Raw genomic sequence first — 20,462 nt, 5'->3', positions numbered from 1 at the left:
CAACATTAATACACAATATATTCAAATAACGATGAACATTTTGTGATGTTGTATCCTTTGGTAGAGCGTGGGAAAACGTATGTCCGTTATCCGTTTTAACAGTATAGATTATATCATAGTTACTAATTTTGAAATCAATAATTTTCATAAATATCCCCTTAACAATGGTCATTGTTTTAAAATTATGAAATTGCAAATGAAACTGTGAAATAGGTTGAAGTACAAAACTGACCATTTATATAATTGTACTATACATAAATCTTTTAAGTAATAAAAAGTATAACATATTTATGAAATTAACTTAAATAATACAAATAAAAAACACATTCAAATTTAAGAATATGTTTAATCATTAAGTAAATTTAATATTTCGTCGTACTTTTGTGCACTCAAAGTGCCCAAAGGACTTTGATTAATTTCAAATATTAAAAAATCATCATTTGAATTGAAAGCACTCTTTATATTTTCACAAATGCTATTTTGATCCAAGTCACTTTTTAATAACCACAGTCCTTTATAAATGTACAATGGTTTACCTACAAGATTTAACTTTGATGGTAACTTTTCATATCCAAAAGAAATAGAATTTAAATTATAGGATAATATATATATTTCGCCATTCATATCGCCCTCCAATATAATCATATCATTAACTAAGATTTAAAGGTTGAAAGAAGGTCGAGGTCAATCACCATTTACGAATTTATGGAATATTATAGAGTCAAGTCCAGACTCCTGTGTAAAATGCTATACAATGTTTTTACCATTTCTACTTATCAAAATTGATGTATTTTCTTGAAGAATAAATCCATTCATCATGTAGGTCCATAAGAACGGCTCCAATTAAGCGATTGGCTGATGTTTGATTGGGGAAGATGCGAATAATCTTTTCTCTTCTGCGTACTTCTTGATTCAGTCGTTCAATTAGATTGGTACTCTTTAGTCGATTGTGGGAATTTCCTTGTACGGTATATTGAAAGGCGTCTTCGAATCCATCATCCAATGATGCGCAAGCTTTTGAATATTTTGGTTGATCGATATAATCATGAATCAATCGATTTTTAGCCTCACGCGCTAAGTTAATATCTGTGAACTTAAAAATTCCTTTAACAGCTTCTCTGAAAGATTTTGAATTTTTTTTAGGAATGGTGGTAAAGATATTTCTTAGGAAGTGAACTTGGCATCTTTGCCAACTTACGTTGGTGAAGGATTTTCTAATGGCAGAGACTAATCCTTTGTGCGCATCAGAAATAACGAGTTCCGTACCTTGTAAACCGCGTTCTTTTAGGTATTCAAAAAATGTTGTCCAGGTCTCTTCGCTTTCGCCACTTTGAATCATGAAGCCGATAATTTCACGGTCGCCATCTTTGGTTATTCCAATCGCTATATGACAGCTTTTTGAGAGTACTCGATTTTCTTCTCGTACTTTTATATAGAGTACATCGGTCATTAAGTAAGGATAATTTTTTTCTGATAATAAACGATTCTGCCACTCGTTAACCATAGGTTCTAGCTGTTCTGTTAAGCTAGAAACGAAGGACTTAGAGACGGATTTACCACAAAGTTCTTCCACAATTTTTGATACTTTACGAGTTGAAACGCCTGATACATACATTTCCAACATTGAAGCCATGAGGGCTTTTTCGTTTCGTTGATAACGTTCAAACACTGTGGGTGAAAAATGGCCATCACGTGTTCTGGGTACTTTTAATTCTAGCGTGCCTACACGTGTCGTAAAGCTGCGCTCATAATAGCCATTTCGTTGACTTTGTCGGTTTTCTGTTCGTTCATATTCTTTTGCTTGAATATATTCTGTTCGTTGATTTTCCATTAGTTGATTAAATACCGTTGTTAAAATATTTTTAGAAACGTCATCCTTTACAGAATATTCAATAATGCTTTGAATCTCTTCGCTTTTCAGTGTAAAATGTACTTGGGTCATGTAAAAGTCCTCCTGGGTATGTTTTTGTCGTTAAAAACATTGTACCGTAAAAGGACTGTTATATGGCCTTTTTACTTTTACACAATTATACGGACTTTATCTATTATAGGCAGATTAAGTTTGTTTTTAATTTGAAAGGGGGACTTTAATAGTATAAATAAATTTATTTTTAATACTATGAGGTGAAGTGAAAATGAATTATATAAAATATGTATTGTCCAAAGATAACACGAAACTTTATACAAAAATAAATGAAGTTGAAAAGGCTAAAGCAAATATTATCATTGTCCACGGATTAGCTGAACATCTTGATCGTTATGATGAAATAACTAGTTATTTGAATGAAAATGAATTCAATGTCATTAGATATGATCAACGCGGACACGGCCGTTCGGAAGGAAAACAGACATTTTATAGTAATAAGGATGAAATCGTAGAAGATTTGTCTGCAGTGATTGATAAAGTTAAAGAAAATTATGAAGGTAAAATTTATTTAATTGGTCATAGTATGGGTGGATATACTGTAACTTTATTCGGTACACAACATCCGAATGAAGTAAGTGGCATCATAACATCAGGAGCTTTAACGAGATATAATAAAAAATTATTTGGTGAAGTAGACAAACAGATAGATATGAATAGTTATTTTGATAACGTGCTTAGTGAAGGACTATGCTCTGATCAAGAAGTTGTTGAAAAATATGCATTAGATGATTTAAACGCTAAACAAATTTCAATGGGACTAGTATCAACACTCATTGAGGGAATAAAGTATTTAAAAGAAAATGCCTCTAAATTTATTGATTCTACATTAATATTACATGGCAAAGAGGATGGTTTGGTGAGTTATAAAGATTCACTACAATTATTTGATGAAATAGGTTCAGAACACAAATCAATTCATATATATGATGGTTTACAACATGAAATATTTAATGAATCTTCTTTTAATAAGAGTATTTTTAAAGAAATTGTTGATTGGTTGGATAATGAAATGCAGTAATCATAAGTTTTTAAAGTATATTTACAAATTTATAGTTTATTAAGTCCTCAAATATTTCAAAATGTTTGTTTCAGTAATTTGGAAGATTTATAATAAGAAAATAATTAATACAAAATAATAGAAGGAGACAAATATGTTTATTAAAACTTTGCATATGGAATACGAAGAAAGCTTTGAAGAATTTGATGGACGAGTGAACCAATTTTTACATGAAGTGGATGATAAACAACACTGGGAACTAGTTTCAGTGACACCTTCTGTTACGAACACTGTGGAAGGCGTAGATTATTTTATTACAATTGTTTATAAAAAGTAATGAATAACACTACAAAAAAGAGCCTGAAAATGTTTCAGGCTCAAACAACATACAGACTCTGAACAGTTAGAAAATGGCTGTCATTGCATGACTTTCATTAACAATAAACATACATTAACTATCTGTGACTTTGCATGTCGACTAGACGATTTAATAAATGATAGTTGTCTAGTTTATATATAAATAGTGATACATGATAACAATCTAATCAATAATTATATAAATTCAATATTCGTACTAAATTCATATAATTATTGATTAAATGTTTTTTGAGATACGTTGAAATAATCAGCTAGTATTTTAGTGTCATTCTCTGATGGTTCTCTATATCCATGTTCCCAATCCCAAATTTGACATATTCTGTAATTTTTCTCATAACTTTTGTTTAAATTAATCGCTAATTTAGACAAACTTAAATGCTTTTTTTCGCGTAATTCAGTTAAAGCTTCCAAAATTTAAACCTCCCATAATTAAATACATAAGACTTACATTAGTTATTTTAGTACAGATAAAAGGTATGTTCAAATTACTAATAATTTAGTATTCATTGGCATTGTCATTACTAACAACTTTAATATTTTTAATTTAACTATGAATCATTGGTTGAATATTTAAAGTGTCAGGGGACAAGAATTGGGTATAAAAGAAGACATTAAAAATATTTATAAATAAAGGAGGAAATAAATTGAAAATAATTGCTACGAGTATTTTTGTAGATGATCAAGAAAAGGCAAAACAATTTTATACAGAAAAACTCGGTTTTGAACTTGTACATGATATGGAGATTGGTGGCGGGTTTAAATGGTTAACTGTAAAAGAAAACAATTCTGACAACCCGGTAGAAATTGTTCTTGAACCTAATGAGAATCCTATAGCAAAAACATATCAAAACGATTTATTTAATACAGGTATTCCTGTCACAATGTTTGGCGTTTCTAATTTAGAACAAACATATCAGTCACTGTCAGATCTAGATGTGAAATTCCATACAGTACCAAAAGAGGTTGAAGGAATTAAATTAGCAATCATTGATGACACTTGTGGTAATTTAATTCAATTGATTGAGCAATAATTATATATTTACGAATAGTTTCCGTAATTTTTTGTTAAGCACTAAATTTAATTTATGTTGATATAAATTAAACTTGGTGCTTGTTATTTATTACATCAAAGTATTTTATAAAATGTGATTTCAGTATCAATCATTGTTAAAAAAGCATTATATAATATATAAAGACTCAGTTATGATGCCTAACCAAGCAGTAAAATAACGATGATACTTACGATGTAACCCCTTTGTCCATCGTAAACATCATCGTTCAAAATTTGATTATTTATTTTTTCATTTTATCAATATCCTCTGCAACTATTGTTAATAATTCTTCAGTTTCTGCATCGGTCAATTCGTCAGAACCTTTAATTCTAATAACAGAACCTTTATCGGTTTTAACATGGTAAATTGGTTCTTCGTCTTTATAAACTTTCCGTAATACTTTCATCTCATCACCCTTTTTTTCTATAAAACAATTCACTACAATATAAAATAATGCATAAATAGAAACATTACTTTTATAAGACGAATAAATTATTATTTTATAATTGAAATGATTAATACTTTAACGATAAAGTCCGTATAATTGTGTAAAAGTAAAAAGGCCATATAACAGTCCTTTTACGGTACAATGTTTTTAACGACAAAAACATACCCAGGAGGACTTTTACATGACCCAAGTACATTTTACACTGAAAAGCGAAGAGATTCAAAGCATTATTGAATATTCTGTAAAGGATGACGTTTCTAAAAATATTTTAACAACGGTATTTAATCAACTAATGGAAAATCAACGAACAGAATATATTCAAGCAAAAGAATATGAACGAACAGAAAACCGACAAAGTCAACGAAATGGCTATTATGAGCGCAGCTTTACGACACGTGTAGGCACGCTAGAATTAAAAGTACCCAGAACACGTGATGGCCATTTTTCACCCACAGTGTTTGAACGTTATCAACGAAACGAAAAAGCCCTCATGGCTTCAATGTTGGAAATGTATGTATCAGGCGTTTCAACTCGTAAAGTATCAAAAATTGTGGAAGAACTTTGTGGTAAATCCGTCTCTAAGTCCTTCGTTTCTAGCTTAACAGAACAGCTAGAACCTATGGTTAACGAGTGGCAGAATCGTTTATTATCAGAAAAAAATTATCCTTACTTAATGACCGATGTACTCTATATAAAAGTACGAGAAGAAAATCGAGTACTCTCAAAAAGCTGTCATATAGCGATTGGAATAACCAAAGATGGCGACCGTGAAATTATCGGCTTCATGATTCAAAGTGGCGAAAGCGAAGAGACCTGGACAACATTTTTGAATACCTAAAAGAACGCGGTTTACAAGGTACGGAACTCGTTATTTCTGATGCGCACAAAGGATTAGTCTCTGCCATTAGAAAATCCTTCACCAACGTAAGTTGGCAAAGATGCCAAGTTCACTTCCTAAGAAATATCTTTACCACCATTCCTAAAAAAAATTCAAAATCTTTCAGAGAAGCTGTTAAAGGAATTTTTAAGTTCACAGATATTAACTTAGCGCGTGAGGCTAAAAATCGATTGATTCATGATTATATCGATCAACCAAAATATTCAAAAGCTTGCGCATCATTGGATGATGGATTCGAAGACGCCTTTCAATATACCGTACAAGGAAATTCCCACAATCGACTAAAGAGTACCAATCTAATTGAACGACTGAATCAAGAAGTACGCAGAAGAGAAAAGATTATTCGCATCTTCCCCAATCAAACATCAGCCAATCGCTTAATTGGAGCCGTTCTTATGGACCTACATGATGAATGGATTTATTCTTCAAGAAAATACATCAATTTTGATAAGTAGAAATGGTAAAAACATTGTATAGCATTTTACACAGGAGTCTGGACTTGACTACTTTAACTATAGGATAACTTTTTATTAAATTCTTTTCCACTGGTATGATTCAATTAATTTAATTAACTTGTTGAATCTTATTCAAAACAATGCATTTTTAACTGTTAATTATAATTCATGATAATTTTTTGGGAAAATTAGTTTTTTGTGTTTTTATTTTATAAAGAAGGGTATAACTAACCAAGCACAAAAAGTCCTCCAAACTTTAGTGTGGAATATATTTTCGAGATTGACGTCGCTTTTCGAAGCGGCGTTTTTGTTTTATACTGCATATAGTATAACTATTTATAAAAAGGGATGTATATTGTGAGATTATTGAGTATATTGTCATTTTTATGTAGCCTAGCGATAACGATTGTTGTTATATATGGCGTTATAATGATGGCTGGTGATTTAATGGGCCTAACAACGTTTAATAATCAATTATTAATTGTAGGTTTAGCATTTGTATTATTGAGTGGTTTGTTTGGAAAAAGTAAGCCAAGGCTATCAATGTTAGTGCTATTTATTGGATTTATCATTGTGCTTGTTAATTAATAAATAATAAAAGGAGTGAAAAGGAATCCATATTTTACTGATGGTTTCCTATTTTCACTCCTTTTTGTATGCATACATTTATTCAAAAATCACTAAGCTTTAAAAGATTCAACATTGCCTTGGAGTTTTTGATCCATGTCGTTAGCTATTTTTATTAGTAATAGTTTGTTATCTTTTGAAGTTAATTCATTATCAACAGTAACTTTAATAATTAAGCCTAAATCCGTTTTAATGTGGAAAGTTGTACGGTTATTTTCAGATACGCTTCTTAAAATTTGCATCTTAATCACCCCGTTTTCAAATTGAAAAATTAGCGTTTGGCTAAAATGAGACAGAGTTCATGAACTATTTAATGAGAGTGGTGTAAAATGTTAATTATATATTAGTTTAATATATTTAAGAGTAAATGAATAATAATTAGCCTCTGATAAATAGTAATATAATTATTTAATGTATTTAGGTATCATTTTGATGTAGATAAGTTCGCCTAATAATTCACATAATGTTTGCGTAATAATGACAGTAGTTGCAATGGTTACCCAATGGTTTGGTAAACCTAAAGCTAAAGGTAAGACAACAAGTGCATTTCTTGTACTTGAACTAAAAGCTATCGTTCTTTTAGTTTCTTGTGTTACTTTAAATAATTTTCCACATAAAGTACCTATAAAAGGGGATACGATTAAAAAGCAAATATAAATAGGTATTACTGAAAAGACAATATTTAAGTTATAAATAATTTTATTTATTTGTGAACCTACAATTGAAAATAAAACCAGTGCCATGAAAATTTCGGGAAGCCAAGATGTTAACTTTAATATTTGATTTATGCTTTCAGATTTTTCACTGGTATATTGTAATAAAAGTGCTGATAATAAAGGGAAAATTATGAACATTAAAAATGACTTTAAGAATGGCAAAATATCTATTTGTGAAAAAATATCAATGTTTAGAAACAACGTAAAATATAAAGGTAATAATAAAATTTGGCCTATAAACAGCAGTGGTGTAGCAAACAACATGAGTTGTTCATTTCCTTTTCCTAAAGCATTAAAAACGATTACGTAGTCAATACAAGGCGTTAGTAAAACAAGGTACAACCCTATGATGATAGGAACATTTGAAACATCAAACAATTGAATTAAACAAAAAACAAATAATGGTATAGCTATAAAATTTGATGTTAATAATGCCAAAATAGATTTTATATTAAGTAAGTTGTGTTTGATGTTAAAAAATGGAATTTGTGAAAACATACTAAACATAAGGATACACAAGCTAGCAGAAATAATAGTTTCTAATATATTAGCAAAAGCATTGGATATTAAGCCAACGATTATTCCACTAAAAAGTGCAATAAAATAAATATAAATTTGGTATTTTTCAATTTTGGATTTTATGTATTGCATAATAACCTCTCGTATATTAATTTTTGTTCTTGGATTTGGTACATACACAGTCAGTGATACAGAATAGTTGAAACAAAAAAAGTGGAGAGAAATCATGTATGACATTTGATTTCAAGTCCCACTTCTTATATGAACAGTTAGTTTAGATTTTATTTTTTGTTTTTATCTTGAACGCTCACTTTATTTTCGATTTTATCATCGTTTGTGTTATCAATACTTAAAAGCAATGCACGAATCACTAAAACGCCAGATATAAGTAACAACAGATTTTTTAATAGTTTCATCTTTTCACCTACCTGTATGAATTTATATGCTTGTTACAAAGTAATTATATTTATATATATCATACACTAATCATCGACTAATTGAATAAAAATACGGTGAAGTGAGCTTCTTTCATGTTTGGTTTGTTTAAATGTCGAAGATATAAAGTGTTAAATTTTCTTCATCGACAGTTACTTTCAATTCATCACTATTATTTTCAATCGTAGTATTAACAACATTGCCTTGCTCAATCGTAAAATAAATTTGGCTTAAAATGCCCATCGCGTATTCATTAATTGGACTCACAAGAGAAATAGATGTTGTATCTTCTTGAATCATAAAATTTTTTTGACTTTGATTTATTATTTGCCATTTAGGTAAATAAGTTAACTTCATATTTTTCTCTCCTTATGATTGTGCTTTTTTAAGATTTTTCTACAGTAGAATCTTAAATTTTGAATTAATTGAACTCGAAAGGGAATAAGTTCAATAAATATATTGATATGAGGTGATAGCATGATTGTTTTATTATCTATTATATTAGCATTAATTTTTGCTTTTTTAGCAACGATGCCATTTTTATTTATAAATACGAGGTTGCATGAAAATGTCAATCACTCTAAGGAAGAAATACGCCATGAAAAAATCAGAGCGATTAAACGTTTTATATATTTCTTTATATTAATTATTATTCTCTTAATGGTTTTTCATTTTATTACAAACTGAATCGATACGTTCGATACTTAAACATAGGTATAAGCATACCTGATTCGTTTTTTAAATGAGTTAAGGTTTTAGGAAGAAAAATGAACTTTAAATATTATATGAGCGAAAGCTTATACTAAAGCACCACTTATTTAATTTGTTTTAAGTGGTACCTCAAGAAGTTTATAATATCGTTTGGTTTAAGTTAAGCATGTTTGATCGCTACACTTTGCACGTATATTGAAAGTTTTAAAATGAACTAACCGAAAATGATAGTGAAGAGTATACCTACAACACCAAAAATAATTAAAATAACAGTCAGTCCGAGTAAAGATTCTTTTGTTTGTTGTGTACCTTTTAACTTATAGATTATTAAGGAAATAATTCCACAAACTAAAAATATGAGTGAAAGCCAAAATATAATCATGAAATGTAAACTCAAAGTCTTGTCCCTCCTTTGCATTTCATCTTAATTGTACAATTTGATGATTTTATTCAATAACTTAAAAATTAATTGTTTTTAGATTAGTAAGCTAGTTTGAGTCTTATTTTATCATTTATTCATAAGATGCCATAGTATAAGATATTCTAATGCGTTTAGTTTGAAAAGTGTCTGAGCATTAGAAAAGAATAAGCGTATAGCATTAAAATTTTAGATTTTATTTAGTATAACATTGTATAATAGTAGTGAATCGAATAAGTAAGGAGATAGAAAATAATGAATGAAGTCAATAAAGTGATTTATATTGTTTTAGCAGTGTTTTTAGGAAGTTTTGGAATTCATAAGTTTTATGCTAGAAAAACCGGAATGGGTCTCTTGTTCCTTGTATTTTGTTGGACAGGTATCCCACAAATTTTAGCTATCATTGGTGCAATTATTACGGTATTCAAACCTGCAGATCAAAATGGTAATGTTTTAGTTTAAAATTATTGTATAAAAAACAGCCTAAGCGAAACAATTTCGCCTAGGTTGTTTTTATATTGTAAAAGAATAATGACTACAATAAAATTTAAGTGAAAAGATATAAAATTTTTATTGCTTTATTAATGAAACCCATAAACTTTACAATATTTACAATTTTAGTTAAATACTATGGTAACAACAATTAAACTCATCATTTTTAATTTTAAAAATGAACAGTGATAGACAAATAAATATTATTTGTTATGATTATGAAAAGGCTTTAAATAGTAAGACATGTAACGATTAAAATTTAAGTAATCGAGGTAATGCTTATGACATTTTATGATTTTATTATTGACTTTGTTAATGACGACACGCCACTTGGTCAACTTGCCTATTTTATAAATAAAGATAACAATTTCCCTAAACATGCAACTGGTTATCAGGAATTATATGCATACTTTAAAACGAATTATAATTACAATGAAGTAATGACATCTGCAAAAAGGGCATTAAGTTTATATCTGAATAATTTAAGTGTCAATTAAAATAAAGATTCAGTGTTCGTAATACCAATTTCTTATTTTTAAAGCATGTTTAATGTCTTCCGTTCTAAAGTTAATTTCATTATTTCTTATTGAAAAAGGTTCAATAATATTTTGAGGCATCCATGTATTAATAAGTTCTGTAGGTAAACCATCCAATTCCATGTCACTTTTACTTAGAACAAAACATTCCCAATCGAGAGAAATTTTTGAAGGATTAATATATTTGCACTCATGAATCTGATCCATAAAAACACTCCTTAACATTGTTAATCCGACGTTAAGTTTTACCCAAGTACCTATAAAATAAAACGACAATTTTATGTTATTTGTCTACTTATTGATGAAAAAATAATAAATGATTGAAATTTGTTATTATGCAGTGTTTTAAAGCTTATATTTATCATCGTTAATATATAAATATAAGCACAGTACGAAAAACGTATCATCGACTAATTAACTTGGTGAGGCAAATTATTCATCTCGTATACAAATAAAGCACTCATCCAAACTAAAAAATTGGATGAGTGCTTTTTATATTCAAAAGCTAACGATTTTGTTTACTTTACATATATTCTAGTTGCAAGTTGTGAATTACATTTTACCACGGTATAATTCCTAAAATACAAGCAATTAAAATCATGAATAGACTAGAGCCAACTGCCCATTTTATTACAATACGCTGATTTTGACCGTATTCTATATCTAGCATACCTACAAGTAAATAACCAGCAGCATACAATGGACTTAATACATGTAAGGGTTGACCAAGAACTGAAGCTCTGGCCATATCAACTTTAGAAATGCCAAATTGTTGTGCAGATTCAGCTAAAATAGGTAATACACCATAATAGAAAGGATCATTTGCCATAAAGTATGTAAATGGTCCGCTCAGAATTGCAGTGATTAGTGCAAAGTGGTTACCCATAGCATCTGGTATAATTTGTACTAAGGTATTAGCCATTTCGTTAACCATTTTTGTCCCATTCATTACGCCTGTAAATATACCTGAAGCGAAAACAAGACTAATTACAGAAAGTACGTCGCCAGCATGTTTTTTCACAACAGAATTTTGGATACTTAAATTAGGATAGTTTAGTAAAATTGCAAAGCCAAACCATAGCATAAACATAACTGGTATTGGCATTAAGCCGATAACCAGACAGATGATTAATGAAATTGTAAGTATCGCATTTGGAATAAGCATTTTAGGTCTTTTTAATAAAGATTCTTCTTTTGTATCAGTAGGTTTTATATCGTTTAAATCAATATTTGTATTTGATGTGAGATATCTTTTTGAACGTTTTCCAAGTATGTAAGCAACTCCAAAAGCAAATAATATACCACCAATCATTGCAGGAATGATAGGTACAAAGACTTCCTCAGTAGTTACTTGCAAAGATGAAATCGCACGTGCAGTGGGTCCGCCCCAAGGTAACATGTTCATAACCCCGATAGATAAAAGTGCTAATGTAGATAAAGTATACAGACTCATACCAATTTTTTTATAAAGCGGCATCATTGCAGTTACAGTTATGATAAAAGTAGTGGTACCATCACCATCAAGTGCTACCATTGATGCTAATATTACGGTCCCTATTGCTATTTTTACTGGATCCCCTTTAACGACTTTTATAATTTGATTAATGACTGGTTCAAATAATCCCGCATCTATCATAACGCCAAAATAAAGTATGGCAAAAGTCAGCATAATTCCAGTTGGTGCAACAGTTTCTATGCCATCTAGCATAAACTTACCTAAACCTGAGTAGAAACCACCGATTAATGCAAAAATGGTTGGTATAACAATTAATGCAGTCAAAGCTGACATTTTACGAGTCATAATTAATACCATAAAGATGATAATCATAATAAAACCGAGAATTGCTAAGTTCATATATTCAATTTTCCCCCTTTGTTTTAATCATTATATACTTTTCAGAAAATTTTTAAAATAATTTTTTTTTTTTTTAAAATGTATATAGAAAAAACACTTCATAACTAAAATGTATAGTTATGAAGTGTTTTGATAATTAAATATTATAAAAAATATGTATTTATAAAATTAAATGAAAAAGTTTATTACATACGATTTCCAAAATGGATAACTTAATAATGCTAATGAAAATAACGATACCAACATTGCAAATATATTAGCAATACGATCCCCACGTAAACATGCATATAAATTAATGAGTAGTACGCCTAAAATGAATAATAGACCAGCTAATAATTGCATATCTTCTTCTAAAATTTTATTAACAGCTAATAATGGGGTAGTTAATGTAATTAATGACAAGAACAGTGATAATAATGTCGTTGCATATTTCAAATTGTTCAGTCCTCTCTAAGAAATACTTTTATTAATCTAATGTTTTAAATGATAGCTTAATAAAATAATATTTGCTTAACAATTTAATTGCAAGTCATTTTTAAATATGTCATAACATTTATTAAAAAGGTTATTAACAAAAATGCTAAATGATTATAGGTAGTGGAACGTATATTGATTGAATGAGGTGGTTTCAATAACTATGTCATATGTTATTCGAATAATGCCATATCTTCTCCGTTGAAATAATAAATCAACCAGTGTTCGTCAACATAACCCACTTCATATTTCCGAGCAAATTTTTCTATTGCAAGTAATTCAAAATTTAAATTGCTAAAAAAGACTTTGCCACTAATATTATTTGATATAAGTGAAGTCATTAGAATTTCAATTTGTTTTTTTTGACAGATTTGGAATACATATTCCATTAATTGTTTAGCAAGATATTCTCTAGATTCATGGTTTTCACCCATAACACACATATTCTCAATAACTGCTTTGTGTGCCAAGCTATAACTCTGATTAAACATAAGTGTTACAGCACCTATCAAAACGCTATTTTGAAAGGCTCCAATGACAATTGATTTATTTGAATTGGTAGAAAGTAAATCTTGTAAATTTAGTTCGGCCAAGCAGCGATCATTTTGCAATTTCCATGCAAATACTTCAAGATCTTCATGAATGCCACGTTTTAATAATGTTCTATAGTTGGATATATCATCGATTGATAAGTAACGTATATTTGTCATTGAGTGCCTCCTAAATTTTATAAACCATTTATATAATAGTTTAATTAATTTTAACGCCGTATTAAATTTGATTTTAAGGGAAAAAGTAAAATTGAGCAACACTATATTTAATTTTATTCAAAAACATGGAATCATGTTTATTTCGAAAGCCAAAAAATATAAAATTATTAAATGTTTAATTGTATTTTATTTAATTTTTAAATGACGCGAATGGATAGGATGGTTATGGTATAATATGGTGAGTGATATATTATGAGCGGAGGCACGATAAGTGGAATCTTTAATGACTATTATAGTTTCGCTAATTTTGCTTATCTTGATTTCTTTTGCCATATTAATGATTTACATATGGATTAATTATAAAGATGAAGACAATTAAAAAAAGAGGAAATGATCAAAAGACATCACGACATAAGCATAAGCAGTACTAATTTAACAATAAAAGCCCCCAAAATTCTAATCGAATTTTGGGGGCTTTTATTGTTATTATTCTACTACTTGTACATTTAAATCTACATCAATATTACCGCGTGTCGCTTTTGAATATGGGCAAAATTCGTGTGCATCTTGTAGATATTTTTCAGCATCTTCTTGTGATAAAACATTTTTAACTTTTGCATCTATTGAAACACTTAATTTAGGGCTTTCTGCATCTGGGTCATCTTCTAAACGTACAGTTAAAGTGACTTCAGGTTCAGCGCCTCTGACTTTGTTTTGTTTAAGAATTAAATCAAATGCACCATTAAAGCATGATGCATAACCTGCTGCAAATAATTGTTCAGGATTAGTACCTTTTTCAGCATCAGCTTGTGCTGGAGGAATGACTGCTACATCAATTGCTTTATCATCTGTTTGCACGTGACCGTTACGACCACCTGTATTCGTTGCTTTTGTTTCATAATTTACTGCCATTATATTACCTCCTAAATTACTTATATAACAACAATACCCTTAAAATTAAATTTAAATCATATAAAAGGTGAATGGATTTTTGTTATTTGTTTAAATGTATGCTTTAAAGATTGTGTAAGTTCTTAAGATTGTTATACAATAATTTTAATGTTGATTGAAAAGGAAGTTTTTAAAATGTCTGAAGTAAAAATTGCGGTAACGATAGAGCCAGAAAATAAAATTTCACAAACTTTTTTACATGAATTAGTAAAATATCAAACTTCTATCGATATAATAGAATTGAGAGTTGATCATTGGGCAACACCAGAGATAAATGATATAGCTAATGTCATTGATAAATTATATGAATTAAATTTAAATAAAAAACTTTTAGTTACGTATCGGACACAATCACAAGGGGGTAAAGGTGATTTGACGTTTGATTCGTACATTAAATTACTTGAAAGCATAATTAAAATAGATCACATAGATATGATTGATGTAGAATTTGAAATTAACCAACAATCTCAATATATATTGAACTTGATTGACCAAGCACACAAAAATAATATTGAAGTTATATTGTCTTATCATGATTTTCAAAAAACACCAGCACTCACACAGCTAAAACATTTATATTTTAAAATGCATCAAATGAATCCAGATTACTTAAAAGTCGCGGTCATGCCTTTAAGTAAAGAAGATGTTTTAAATTTATTATATGCATTATCAGCAACAGTAGATACAGTTCCGCAACAAGTCATTGGCATTGCAATGTCGAAATTAGGCACCATTTCGAGAACTGCACAAGGTTTATTTGGAGGCGCAGTATCATATGGTTGTTTAGATAATCCTAAAGCACCTGGACAGATTCAAGTTGAAACTTTAAGCGCGCAATTAAAGTTATATCAGTAGTTTGAAAATCTTATCGTCCTGTCTTATAATTGAAAATAGTTATCAATAGTGAAAGGGCGATATTAGATGGAACTACAAGATGCAATAGCTCAACGAAGAAGTATAAAGGTCTTTAGAAGAGATATGAATATAGATGACGATGCTTTATATGAAGCGATACAGCGTGCTACAGATGCACCGAATCACGGTTTGAGAGCACCTTGGAGAGTGGTTCATATCGCAAAAGATAGATTGGGAGATATGAGTAAGCAATTAACTGAAATTGCTTTTCCTAATCTAAGAAAAAAACAGGAAGATCACTATAAAGTTGCTACTAATTTAGGTGGTATGCTTGCTTTAATCGTTAAAGAAGATCCAAGACAAAAAGAAAGTTTAGAGAATAATATGGCATTTGGTGCATTTGCGCAAAATCTCATGTTATTACTTTTTGAAGCAGGTATTGGTACATGTTGGAAGTCTCCGGCTTATATATTTAATCCTGAAATACGTAAAATATTTGGTGTGAAAGATGATGAGCGTTTAGTAGGGTTATTATATTTAACAGATTTGGAAGATTTAGAAAGAATGCCACACAGAAAACGCCAACACAATCAAATCATTGATAAGTTCTAATTATGAAAAAAGGGAGTGGGACTGAAATCTTTTAATAAAAAGATTTCAGTCCCACTCCCTAATAATGTCTATTTCAAAATTTTGATTGTTTAAAAGTTAAAATAAAAGAATTAAAGCAAAAATTACTCAAATGTTTCAGCTAAGAATGATTCAACTTGTTCAGGAGATTTTGCATTTGCTGAATGTAAATGTGCTAATTTCTCCCCATTTTTAAAAACTAATAAACTTGGAATACCCATAACGTCATTTTCAGCCGCGGCATCTTCTAATTCATCGCGGTTTACAGTATACCAATTATAATTGTTGTATTTTTCTACAATTGGGTCAATCCACATGTCCATAGCTTTACAATCTGGGCACCATCCTGCTTCAAATTTAACGATGACTGGTGCGTCGCTTTGTATTGTGCTTTTAAATTGATCATTAGTATTAATAGATTCCATAATTAGACTCCTTTATAAAAGATATTAGTATTGACATTATAACTGACAAATTGCAGTAAATAAAAAAATCAGCTTAATAATTAGAGCGTTTTTGTTATAAGTTTGTTATATTAGTGTTAACTAAGCATAGGAGGTTCTGAAAAATGATAAAATTTTACCAATATCCTAATTGTACAACTTGTAAAAAAGCAGCTAAATTTTTACAAGAATACGGGGTAAGTTTTGAACCCATCGATATTGTGCAACATACACCAACTAAAAATGAGTTTAAAGAAATCATAAATACTACAGGTATAGATATCAATAAACTATTTAATACACATGGTGCAAAATATCGTGAACTAGGCCTTAAAGATAAATTGAAAGACCTTTCTGACGAAGAAAAACTAGATTTATTATCCTCAAATGGTATGTTAGTAAAACGACCACTCGCAGTATTAGGGGATAAAGTAACGGTAGGTTTTAAAGAGGAACAATACAAGGAAACTTGGTTGTAAACACACATGCTTTTACAATTCATTTTTAACAACTTTTGAAAAAACCGTTATATACTTCAGAAAAGTTTTGTGCGATGAATTGTAAAACATGAGAAGTATTGTAAAATCAATTAAATAGTTGATTGTAAGCCTTTCATATGGCATCATGAATATGTAAAAACATTTAGGAGGGGATTCTCGTGGCAGTACCAAGTGAATTAAAATATTCTAAAGAACATGAATGGGTAAAAATTGAAGGAAATACAGTAACAATTGGTATCACTGAGTATGCGCAAAGTGAATTAGGTGATATCGTATTCGTTGAATTGCCTGAAACTGATGACGATATTGATGAAGGTGAATCTTTTGGCAGTGTTGAATCAGTGAAAACAGTTTCAGAACTTTATGCACCTGTTTCAGGACAAGTTGTAGAAACAAATGATGAACTAGAAGATAGTCCAGAATTCGTTAATGAATCACCATACGAAAAAGCATGGATGGTTAAAGTTGAGTTAAGCGATGAAAGTCAATTAGACGAGTTAATGTCAGCTGACCAATATTCTGAAATGATCGGTGAATAATATGAAATCAAACTCCACGATACGATATATCATGGAGTTTTTATTTTTCTATAACAAAAGATTAAATTTCACTTGAATATATTAATTGATTTTGAAGTGTCCAAAACATTAAAAAGTTCAATGGTGACAAATGGATGGTTCAATTATAAGATTTTAATAAGAAACTATAATAAATGTTTATGTTGATAATGTATGGTGTAGAACTAAATATAAAATTGAATTTACTATCACATTTAGAGGTGACTGTCATGGCGATATTAAACCAAGTTATAATTGTCGAAGGTAAAACAGACAAGAAACGGGTGAAGCAGGTGATTGACCAACCGATTGAAATCATTTGTACAAACGGTACTATGGGAATTGATAAGTTAGATGAGATGATAGAATCGTTATACGACAAGCAAGTTTATGTGCTTGCGGATGCAGATGATGAAGGTGAAAAGATACGTAAATGGTTCAAAAAATATTTAAGTGAAAGTAAACATATTCGCATAGAGAAACAATATGGTGAAGTAGCGAGATGCCCTAAAGCCTATTTGTCAAAAGTGTTAGCAAAACATGGTTTTATAGTGAAAGATGAAGAAAAAGTAGCAAAAGCCAAATTAGATTATATTGCTGAAAGGGTCAGTTTATTAACATGAATGTAAAGAATGAAACGCGTGTTAATGTTTTCGAACACGTAGATAAAGAAAAATATCTAATTTTTGGTTATACGCCAACTTGTGGTACATGTAAAGTGTCAGAACGCATGTTAGATATTGCGAATGAAATTTTAAAATTACCAATTACTAAAATAGATTTAAATTTTCATCCTGATTTTAGTCAACAACATGAGATACAATCGGTACCGATACTTATGCTTATGTCTAAAGGTGAAGAACAAAAAAGAATTTATGCATTTCAATCAGTGCCTTATTTGTTAGAAAATTTAAAATAATTATTGACGAATCTTTAGTACAATGGTAGGATTATGGATAATTAAATAATGTACTCTTATCACGAGAGGTGGAGGGATGTGCCCTATGAAGCCCGGCAACCGTCTGTAATAGAAATGGTGCCAATTCACATAAAGTAGATAAACTTTAGAAGATGAGAGAAGCGACATTGCTTTCTCTATTCTTCAGTGAAAAGAGAAAGCATTTTTTAATTGAATGAGCAATACAAGGAGGAAACGACAATGATTGAATTAAATCAAATCGTTAAGAGATACAAGACGAAAAAACACGATGTGTTAGCAGTAGATCATGTTGATTTAAGTATTCAATCAGGCTCGATTTTTGGTGTGGTTGGTTTTTCGGGTGCAGGTAAAAGTACTTTGATAAGACTTTTAAATAATCTTGAACAACCAACTTCAGGAGATGTCATCATTGATGGAGATACGATTGGGAAATTATCAAAATCAGAATTGAGAAAAAAACGTCAAAAAGTGAGCATGATTTTTCAACATTTTAATCTATTGTGGTCACGTAATGTTTTAAATAATATTACTTTTCCATTAGAAATTGCTGGTGTATCACGCAATGAAGCCAAAAAAAGAGCGATTGAACTGGTGGAATTGGTAGGACTAAAGGGTAGAGAAAACGCCTATCCATCAGAGTTATCGGGTGGACAAAAACAACGTGTAGGTATTGCCCGTGCGTTAGCAAATGAACCTAATGTTTTACTTTGCGATGAAGCTACAAGTGCATTAGACCCGCAAACAACGGATGAAATACTAGAATTATTATTAAAAATTAAAGAAGAAAGAAATTTAACAATAGTTATTATCACACATGAAATGCAGGTCATAAGACGTATTTGTGATGAAGTGGCAGTGATGGAAAATGGTCGCGTCATTGAACAAGGACAAGTGTCAAATGTTTTCGAAAATCCACAGCATGAAGTAACAAAACGCTTTGTGAAAGAGGACTTAAATGATGAGTTTGATGAGTCTATTTCTGAATTAATCGAATTAGATGAAACTGCTTATATCGTACGATTGAATTTTACAGGAAATAATACAACTGAACCATTGGTATCATACATAACAAAGACACATAATATAGATGTTAATATTCTTGAAGCAAATATTAAGCATACTAAAGATGGTGCTCTAGGATTTTTAGTATTACATTTATTAGATGTGAATTCTGAAAAATTCGAAAAGTTCAAAAATGATTTAGCAGCACAACATGTTTCTGTGGAGGTGTTAAAGCATGGGTAGTTCATTCGGCGAGATTCTACAGGAAATGCTAACAATGCCTAATGTAAGTTGGGATGAAGTTTGGTTAGCTACATATGAAACAATTTATATGACATTGATTTCTACAATATTTGCTTTTATTTTTGGTTTGATACTTGGTGTGCTTTTATTCTTATCTGCTAAAAGCCAATCACCAGTAGCTAGAGTGTTTTACAGTGTCGTATCGTTTATTGTGAATTTATTCAGAGCAATACCATTCATTATTTTAATTTTACTACTTATACCATTTACGAGTTTAGTACTTGGAACAATTAGTGGTCCAACAGGTGCTTTACCTGCACTAATTATCAGTGCAGCACCATTCTACGCTAGATTAGTGGAAATTGCTTTTAAAGAAATAGACAAGGGTGTTATAGAAGCGGCTTGGTCAATGGGAGCTACAACATGGACAGTAGTTAAGAAAGTGTTGTTACCTGAAGCTATGCCAGCATTAATATCTGGAATAACTGTAACAGCAATAGCATTAGTAGGCTCTACTGCAGTAGCTGGTGTGATTGGAGCTGGAGGTCTAGGTAACTTAGCATACCTAACTGGCTTCACACGAAACCAAAACGATGTCATATTCGTTTCTACAATTTTAATCTTAATTATTGTTTTTATCATCCAATTTATTGGAGATCAAGTTACTAATAAAATAGATAAACGTTAAGTTAA

At 30.1% G+C, this 20,462-nt stretch carries 30 protein-coding genes, 1 pseudogene and 1 riboswitch; of the genes and pseudogenes, 16 read left to right on the top strand and 15 right to left on the bottom strand.

The annotated features are described in order from the left end of the window. Nucleotides 1–345 precede the first annotated feature (345 nt). Both JG554_RS09985 and JG554_RS09980 read right to left on the bottom strand, forming a co-directional pair. On the bottom strand, nt 346–624 hold the full coding sequence (locus JG554_RS09985; RefSeq protein ID WP_107359960.1) for a hypothetical protein: 279 nt from the start codon (nt 622–624) through the stop codon (nt 346–348). 145 nt (nt 625–769) lie between these two features. After that, a complete protein-coding gene (locus tag JG554_RS09980) occupies nt 770–1,942 on the bottom strand; it encodes an IS256-like element IS256 family transposase (protein WP_000195429.1) in 1,173 nt (390 codons plus the stop codon). Nucleotides 1,943–2,135: 193 nt separating this feature from the next. Here JG554_RS09980 and JG554_RS09975 point away from each other — a divergent pair, with 193 nt between their 5' ends. Beyond that, entirely contained in the window at nt 2,136–2,945 is an 810-nt protein-coding gene (locus JG554_RS09975; protein ID WP_064209479.1) for an alpha/beta hydrolase, read from the top strand. Nucleotides 2,946–3,078: 133 nt separating this feature from the next. Beyond that, the gene (locus tag JG554_RS09970; protein WP_064209478.1) at nt 3,079–3,261 is read left to right on the top strand and encodes a hypothetical protein; all 183 of its coding nucleotides are present in this window, start codon (nt 3,079–3,081) and stop codon (nt 3,259–3,261) included. A gap of 251 nt (nt 3,262–3,512) precedes the next feature. Here the strand turns inward: JG554_RS09970 and JG554_RS09965 are convergent, their stop codons facing one another. Then, nucleotides 3,513–3,713, bottom strand: a complete 201-nt coding sequence (locus JG554_RS09965; protein ID WP_046207474.1) for a helix-turn-helix domain-containing protein — start codon at nt 3,711–3,713, stop codon at nt 3,513–3,515. Between the two features lie 233 nt (nt 3,714–3,946). Here JG554_RS09965 and JG554_RS09960 point away from each other — a divergent pair, with 233 nt between their 5' ends. Further along, entirely contained in the window at nt 3,947–4,333 is a 387-nt protein-coding gene (locus JG554_RS09960; protein ID WP_107359961.1) for a VOC family protein, read from the top strand. 262 nt (nt 4,334–4,595) lie between these two features. Here JG554_RS09960 and vraX read toward each other — a convergent pair whose 3' ends face one another. Then, nucleotides 4,596–4,760 carry a C1q-binding complement inhibitor VraX gene (vraX, locus tag JG554_RS09955; protein WP_164996921.1) on the bottom strand — a complete coding sequence of 55 codons (165 nt, stop codon included), beginning with the start codon at nt 4,758–4,760 and terminating at the stop codon, nt 4,596–4,598. Between the two features lie 223 nt (nt 4,761–4,983). Between vraX and JG554_RS09950 the strand changes: the two are divergent. Next, a pseudogene (locus tag JG554_RS09950) lies at nt 4,984–6,155 on the top strand (IS256-like element IS256 family transposase). Between the two features lie 357 nt (nt 6,156–6,512). After that, entirely contained in the window at nt 6,513–6,743 is a 231-nt protein-coding gene (locus tag JG554_RS09945) for a hypothetical protein (RefSeq protein ID WP_046207476.1), read from the top strand. Between the two features lie 92 nt (nt 6,744–6,835). Here JG554_RS09945 and JG554_RS09940 read toward each other — a convergent pair whose 3' ends face one another. The 4 genes from JG554_RS09940 to JG554_RS09930 form a co-directional block, all read right to left on the bottom strand. Continuing rightward, complete coding sequence (locus JG554_RS09940; protein WP_046207477.1) at nt 6,836–7,024, bottom strand: hypothetical protein; 189 nt, start codon at nt 7,022–7,024, stop codon at nt 6,836–6,838. Nucleotides 7,025–7,186: 162 nt separating this feature from the next. Continuing rightward, nucleotides 7,187–8,149, bottom strand: coding sequence for an arsenic resistance protein (locus JG554_RS09935; protein ID WP_107359962.1), 963 nt, complete (start codon nt 8,147–8,149; stop codon nt 7,187–7,189). Between the two features lie 149 nt (nt 8,150–8,298). Then, the gene (locus JG554_RS13285) at nt 8,299–8,433 is read right to left on the bottom strand and encodes a hypothetical protein (RefSeq protein WP_256277551.1); all 135 of its coding nucleotides are present in this window, start codon (nt 8,431–8,433) and stop codon (nt 8,299–8,301) included. A 127-nt stretch (nt 8,434–8,560) separates the two neighbouring features. Further along, nucleotides 8,561–8,809 (bottom strand): hypothetical protein, encoded by a 249-nt coding sequence (locus JG554_RS09930; RefSeq protein WP_107359963.1) that lies wholly within the window; start codon nt 8,807–8,809, stop codon nt 8,561–8,563. 120 nt (nt 8,810–8,929) lie between these two features. On the opposite strand from JG554_RS09930, the gene JG554_RS09925 reads away from it, so the two are divergent. Continuing rightward, the gene (locus JG554_RS09925) at nt 8,930–9,139 is read left to right on the top strand and encodes a hypothetical protein (RefSeq protein WP_046207480.1); all 210 of its coding nucleotides are present in this window, start codon (nt 8,930–8,932) and stop codon (nt 9,137–9,139) included. A gap of 238 nt (nt 9,140–9,377) precedes the next feature. Here the strand turns inward: JG554_RS09925 and tsaT are convergent, their stop codons facing one another. Beyond that, the gene (gene tsaT, locus JG554_RS09920; protein WP_064209474.1) at nt 9,378–9,560 is read right to left on the bottom strand and encodes a type II toxin-antitoxin system toxin TsaT; all 183 of its coding nucleotides are present in this window, start codon (nt 9,558–9,560) and stop codon (nt 9,378–9,380) included. 276 nt (nt 9,561–9,836) lie between these two features. On the opposite strand from tsaT, the gene JG554_RS09915 reads away from it, so the two are divergent. Continuing rightward, nucleotides 9,837–10,043, top strand: a complete 207-nt coding sequence (locus JG554_RS09915; RefSeq protein ID WP_019467917.1) for a TM2 domain-containing protein — start codon at nt 9,837–9,839, stop codon at nt 10,041–10,043. Between the two features lie 311 nt (nt 10,044–10,354). Next, nucleotides 10,355–10,570, top strand: a complete 216-nt coding sequence (locus JG554_RS09910) for a sterile alpha motif-like domain-containing protein (RefSeq protein ID WP_046207482.1) — start codon at nt 10,355–10,357, stop codon at nt 10,568–10,570. A gap of 9 nt (nt 10,571–10,579) precedes the next feature. Here the strand turns inward: JG554_RS09910 and JG554_RS09905 are convergent, their stop codons facing one another. The 5 genes from JG554_RS09905 to JG554_RS09885 form a co-directional block, all read right to left on the bottom strand. Next, nucleotides 10,580–10,816 carry a hypothetical protein gene (locus tag JG554_RS09905; protein ID WP_203265283.1) on the bottom strand — a complete coding sequence of 79 codons (237 nt, stop codon included), beginning with the start codon at nt 10,814–10,816 and terminating at the stop codon, nt 10,580–10,582. A 352-nt stretch (nt 10,817–11,168) separates the two neighbouring features. Next, nucleotides 11,169–12,464 carry a CitMHS family transporter gene (locus JG554_RS09900; protein WP_107359964.1) on the bottom strand — a complete coding sequence of 432 codons (1,296 nt, stop codon included), beginning with the start codon at nt 12,462–12,464 and terminating at the stop codon, nt 11,169–11,171. 168 nt (nt 12,465–12,632) lie between these two features. Beyond that, nucleotides 12,633–12,899, bottom strand: coding sequence for a hypothetical protein (locus JG554_RS09895; protein ID WP_064209472.1), 267 nt, complete (start codon nt 12,897–12,899; stop codon nt 12,633–12,635). A 212-nt stretch (nt 12,900–13,111) separates the two neighbouring features. Continuing rightward, a complete protein-coding gene (locus JG554_RS09890) occupies nt 13,112–13,648 on the bottom strand; it encodes a GNAT family N-acetyltransferase (RefSeq protein WP_107359965.1) in 537 nt (178 codons plus the stop codon). Between the two features lie 486 nt (nt 13,649–14,134). Beyond that, nucleotides 14,135–14,560: an organic hydroperoxide resistance protein gene (locus tag JG554_RS09885; RefSeq protein WP_046207487.1), complete on the bottom strand. Its 426-nt coding sequence runs from the start codon at nt 14,558–14,560 to the stop codon at nt 14,135–14,137. Nucleotides 14,561–14,734: 174 nt separating this feature from the next. Between JG554_RS09885 and aroD the strand changes: the two genes are divergently transcribed. Beyond that, complete coding sequence (aroD, locus tag JG554_RS09880; protein WP_064209470.1) at nt 14,735–15,454, top strand: type I 3-dehydroquinate dehydratase; 720 nt, start codon at nt 14,735–14,737, stop codon at nt 15,452–15,454. Nucleotides 15,455–15,520: 66 nt separating this feature from the next. Next, nucleotides 15,521–16,066 carry a nitroreductase family protein gene (locus JG554_RS09875; protein ID WP_203265282.1) on the top strand — a complete coding sequence of 182 codons (546 nt, stop codon included), beginning with the start codon at nt 15,521–15,523 and terminating at the stop codon, nt 16,064–16,066. Between the two features lie 122 nt (nt 16,067–16,188). Here the strand turns inward: JG554_RS09875 and JG554_RS09870 are convergent, their stop codons facing one another. Continuing rightward, nucleotides 16,189–16,509, bottom strand: coding sequence for a thioredoxin family protein (locus tag JG554_RS09870; protein WP_046207490.1), 321 nt, complete (start codon nt 16,507–16,509; stop codon nt 16,189–16,191). Nucleotides 16,510–16,652: 143 nt separating this feature from the next. Here JG554_RS09870 and JG554_RS09865 point away from each other — a divergent pair, with 143 nt between their 5' ends. The 6 genes from JG554_RS09865 to JG554_RS09840 all read left to right on the top strand — a co-directional run bounded on the left by JG554_RS09865 (nt 16,653) and on the right by JG554_RS09840 (nt 20,457). Further along, entirely contained in the window at nt 16,653–17,006 is a 354-nt protein-coding gene (locus JG554_RS09865) for an arsenate reductase family protein (protein ID WP_046207491.1), read from the top strand. A 179-nt stretch (nt 17,007–17,185) separates the two neighbouring features. Beyond that, entirely contained in the window at nt 17,186–17,566 is a 381-nt protein-coding gene (gcvH, locus tag JG554_RS09860; protein ID WP_203265281.1) for a glycine cleavage system protein GcvH, read from the top strand. Between the two features lie 248 nt (nt 17,567–17,814). Continuing rightward, nucleotides 17,815–18,207, top strand: a complete 393-nt coding sequence (locus JG554_RS09855) for a toprim domain-containing protein (RefSeq protein ID WP_046207493.1) — start codon at nt 17,815–17,817, stop codon at nt 18,205–18,207. Continuing rightward, nucleotides 18,204–18,503, top strand: a complete 300-nt coding sequence (locus tag JG554_RS09850; protein ID WP_046207494.1) for a thioredoxin family protein — start codon at nt 18,204–18,206, stop codon at nt 18,501–18,503. The genes JG554_RS09855 and JG554_RS09850 overlap by 4 nt, the downstream gene beginning before the upstream one ends. 53 nt (nt 18,504–18,556) lie before the next feature. After that, nucleotides 18,557–18,662, top strand: a riboswitch (SAM riboswitch). 81 nt (nt 18,663–18,743) lie between these two features. Then, the gene (locus tag JG554_RS09845; RefSeq protein WP_046207495.1) at nt 18,744–19,769 is read left to right on the top strand and encodes a methionine ABC transporter ATP-binding protein; all 1,026 of its coding nucleotides are present in this window, start codon (nt 18,744–18,746) and stop codon (nt 19,767–19,769) included. After that, nucleotides 19,762–20,457, top strand: coding sequence for a methionine ABC transporter permease (locus JG554_RS09840; protein WP_046207496.1), 696 nt, complete (start codon nt 19,762–19,764; stop codon nt 20,455–20,457). The genes JG554_RS09845 and JG554_RS09840 overlap by 8 nt, the downstream gene beginning before the upstream one ends. Nucleotides 20,458–20,462: the final 5 nt, after the last annotated feature.

The sequence above is a fragment of the Staphylococcus sp. 11-B-312 genome (assembly GCF_016743055.1).
Taxonomy (GTDB): Bacteria; Bacillota; Bacilli; order Staphylococcales; family Staphylococcaceae; genus Staphylococcus; species Staphylococcus ureilyticus.
Note: the sequence above shows the minus strand (reverse complement) of the source record. Positions and strands in the feature narration are given on the sequence as shown.

Excerpts from the sequence above, each read along its gene's own strand:
- JG554_RS09840 (WP_046207496.1), top strand. The coding sequence starts at position 19,762 with ATGGGTAGTTCATTCGGCGAGATTCTACAGGAAATGCTAACAATGCCT.
- JG554_RS09885 (WP_046207487.1), bottom strand. The coding sequence starts at position 14,560 with ATGGCAGTAAATTATGAAACAAAAGCAACGAATACAGGTGGTCGTAAC.
- JG554_RS09845 (WP_046207495.1), top strand. The coding sequence starts at position 18,744 with ATGATTGAATTAAATCAAATCGTTAAGAGATACAAGACGAAAAAACAC.
- JG554_RS09985 (WP_107359960.1), bottom strand. The coding sequence starts at position 624 with ATGAATGGCGAAATATATATATTATCCTATAATTTAAATTCTATTTCT.
- JG554_RS09930 (WP_107359963.1), bottom strand. The coding sequence starts at position 8,809 with ATGAAGTTAACTTATTTACCTAAATGGCAAATAATAAATCAAAGTCAA.
- JG554_RS09865 (WP_046207491.1), top strand. The coding sequence starts at position 16,653 with ATGATAAAATTTTACCAATATCCTAATTGTACAACTTGTAAAAAAGCA.
- aroD (WP_064209470.1), top strand. The coding sequence starts at position 14,735 with ATGTCTGAAGTAAAAATTGCGGTAACGATAGAGCCAGAAAATAAAATT.
- JG554_RS09935 (WP_107359962.1), bottom strand. The coding sequence starts at position 8,149 with ATGCAATACATAAAATCCAAAATTGAAAAATACCAAATTTATATTTAT.
- JG554_RS09970 (WP_064209478.1), top strand. The coding sequence starts at position 3,079 with ATGTTTATTAAAACTTTGCATATGGAATACGAAGAAAGCTTTGAAGAA.
- JG554_RS09850 (WP_046207494.1), top strand. The coding sequence starts at position 18,204 with ATGAATGTAAAGAATGAAACGCGTGTTAATGTTTTCGAACACGTAGAT.
- JG554_RS09875 (WP_203265282.1), top strand. The coding sequence starts at position 15,521 with ATGGAACTACAAGATGCAATAGCTCAACGAAGAAGTATAAAGGTCTTT.
- JG554_RS09915 (WP_019467917.1), top strand. The coding sequence starts at position 9,837 with ATGAATGAAGTCAATAAAGTGATTTATATTGTTTTAGCAGTGTTTTTA.
- JG554_RS09905 (WP_203265283.1), bottom strand. The coding sequence starts at position 10,816 with ATGGATCAGATTCATGAGTGCAAATATATTAATCCTTCAAAAATTTCT.
- JG554_RS13285 (WP_256277551.1), bottom strand. The coding sequence starts at position 8,433 with ATGAAACTATTAAAAAATCTGTTGTTACTTATATCTGGCGTTTTAGTG.
- JG554_RS09900 (WP_107359964.1), bottom strand. The coding sequence starts at position 12,464 with ATGAACTTAGCAATTCTCGGTTTTATTATGATTATCATCTTTATGGTA.
- JG554_RS09925 (WP_046207480.1), top strand. The coding sequence starts at position 8,930 with ATGATTGTTTTATTATCTATTATATTAGCATTAATTTTTGCTTTTTTA.
- JG554_RS09980 (WP_000195429.1), bottom strand. The coding sequence starts at position 1,942 with ATGACCCAAGTACATTTTACACTGAAAAGCGAAGAGATTCAAAGCATT.
- JG554_RS09975 (WP_064209479.1), top strand. The coding sequence starts at position 2,136 with ATGAATTATATAAAATATGTATTGTCCAAAGATAACACGAAACTTTAT.
- JG554_RS09890 (WP_107359965.1), bottom strand. The coding sequence starts at position 13,648 with ATGACAAATATACGTTACTTATCAATCGATGATATATCCAACTATAGA.
- JG554_RS09870 (WP_046207490.1), bottom strand. The coding sequence starts at position 16,509 with ATGGAATCTATTAATACTAATGATCAATTTAAAAGCACAATACAAAGC.
- vraX (WP_164996921.1), bottom strand. The coding sequence starts at position 4,760 with ATGAAAGTATTACGGAAAGTTTATAAAGACGAAGAACCAATTTACCAT.
- JG554_RS09910 (WP_046207482.1), top strand. The coding sequence starts at position 10,355 with ATGACATTTTATGATTTTATTATTGACTTTGTTAATGACGACACGCCA.
- JG554_RS09855 (WP_046207493.1), top strand. The coding sequence starts at position 17,815 with ATGGCGATATTAAACCAAGTTATAATTGTCGAAGGTAAAACAGACAAG.
- JG554_RS09940 (WP_046207477.1), bottom strand. The coding sequence starts at position 7,024 with ATGCAAATTTTAAGAAGCGTATCTGAAAATAACCGTACAACTTTCCAC.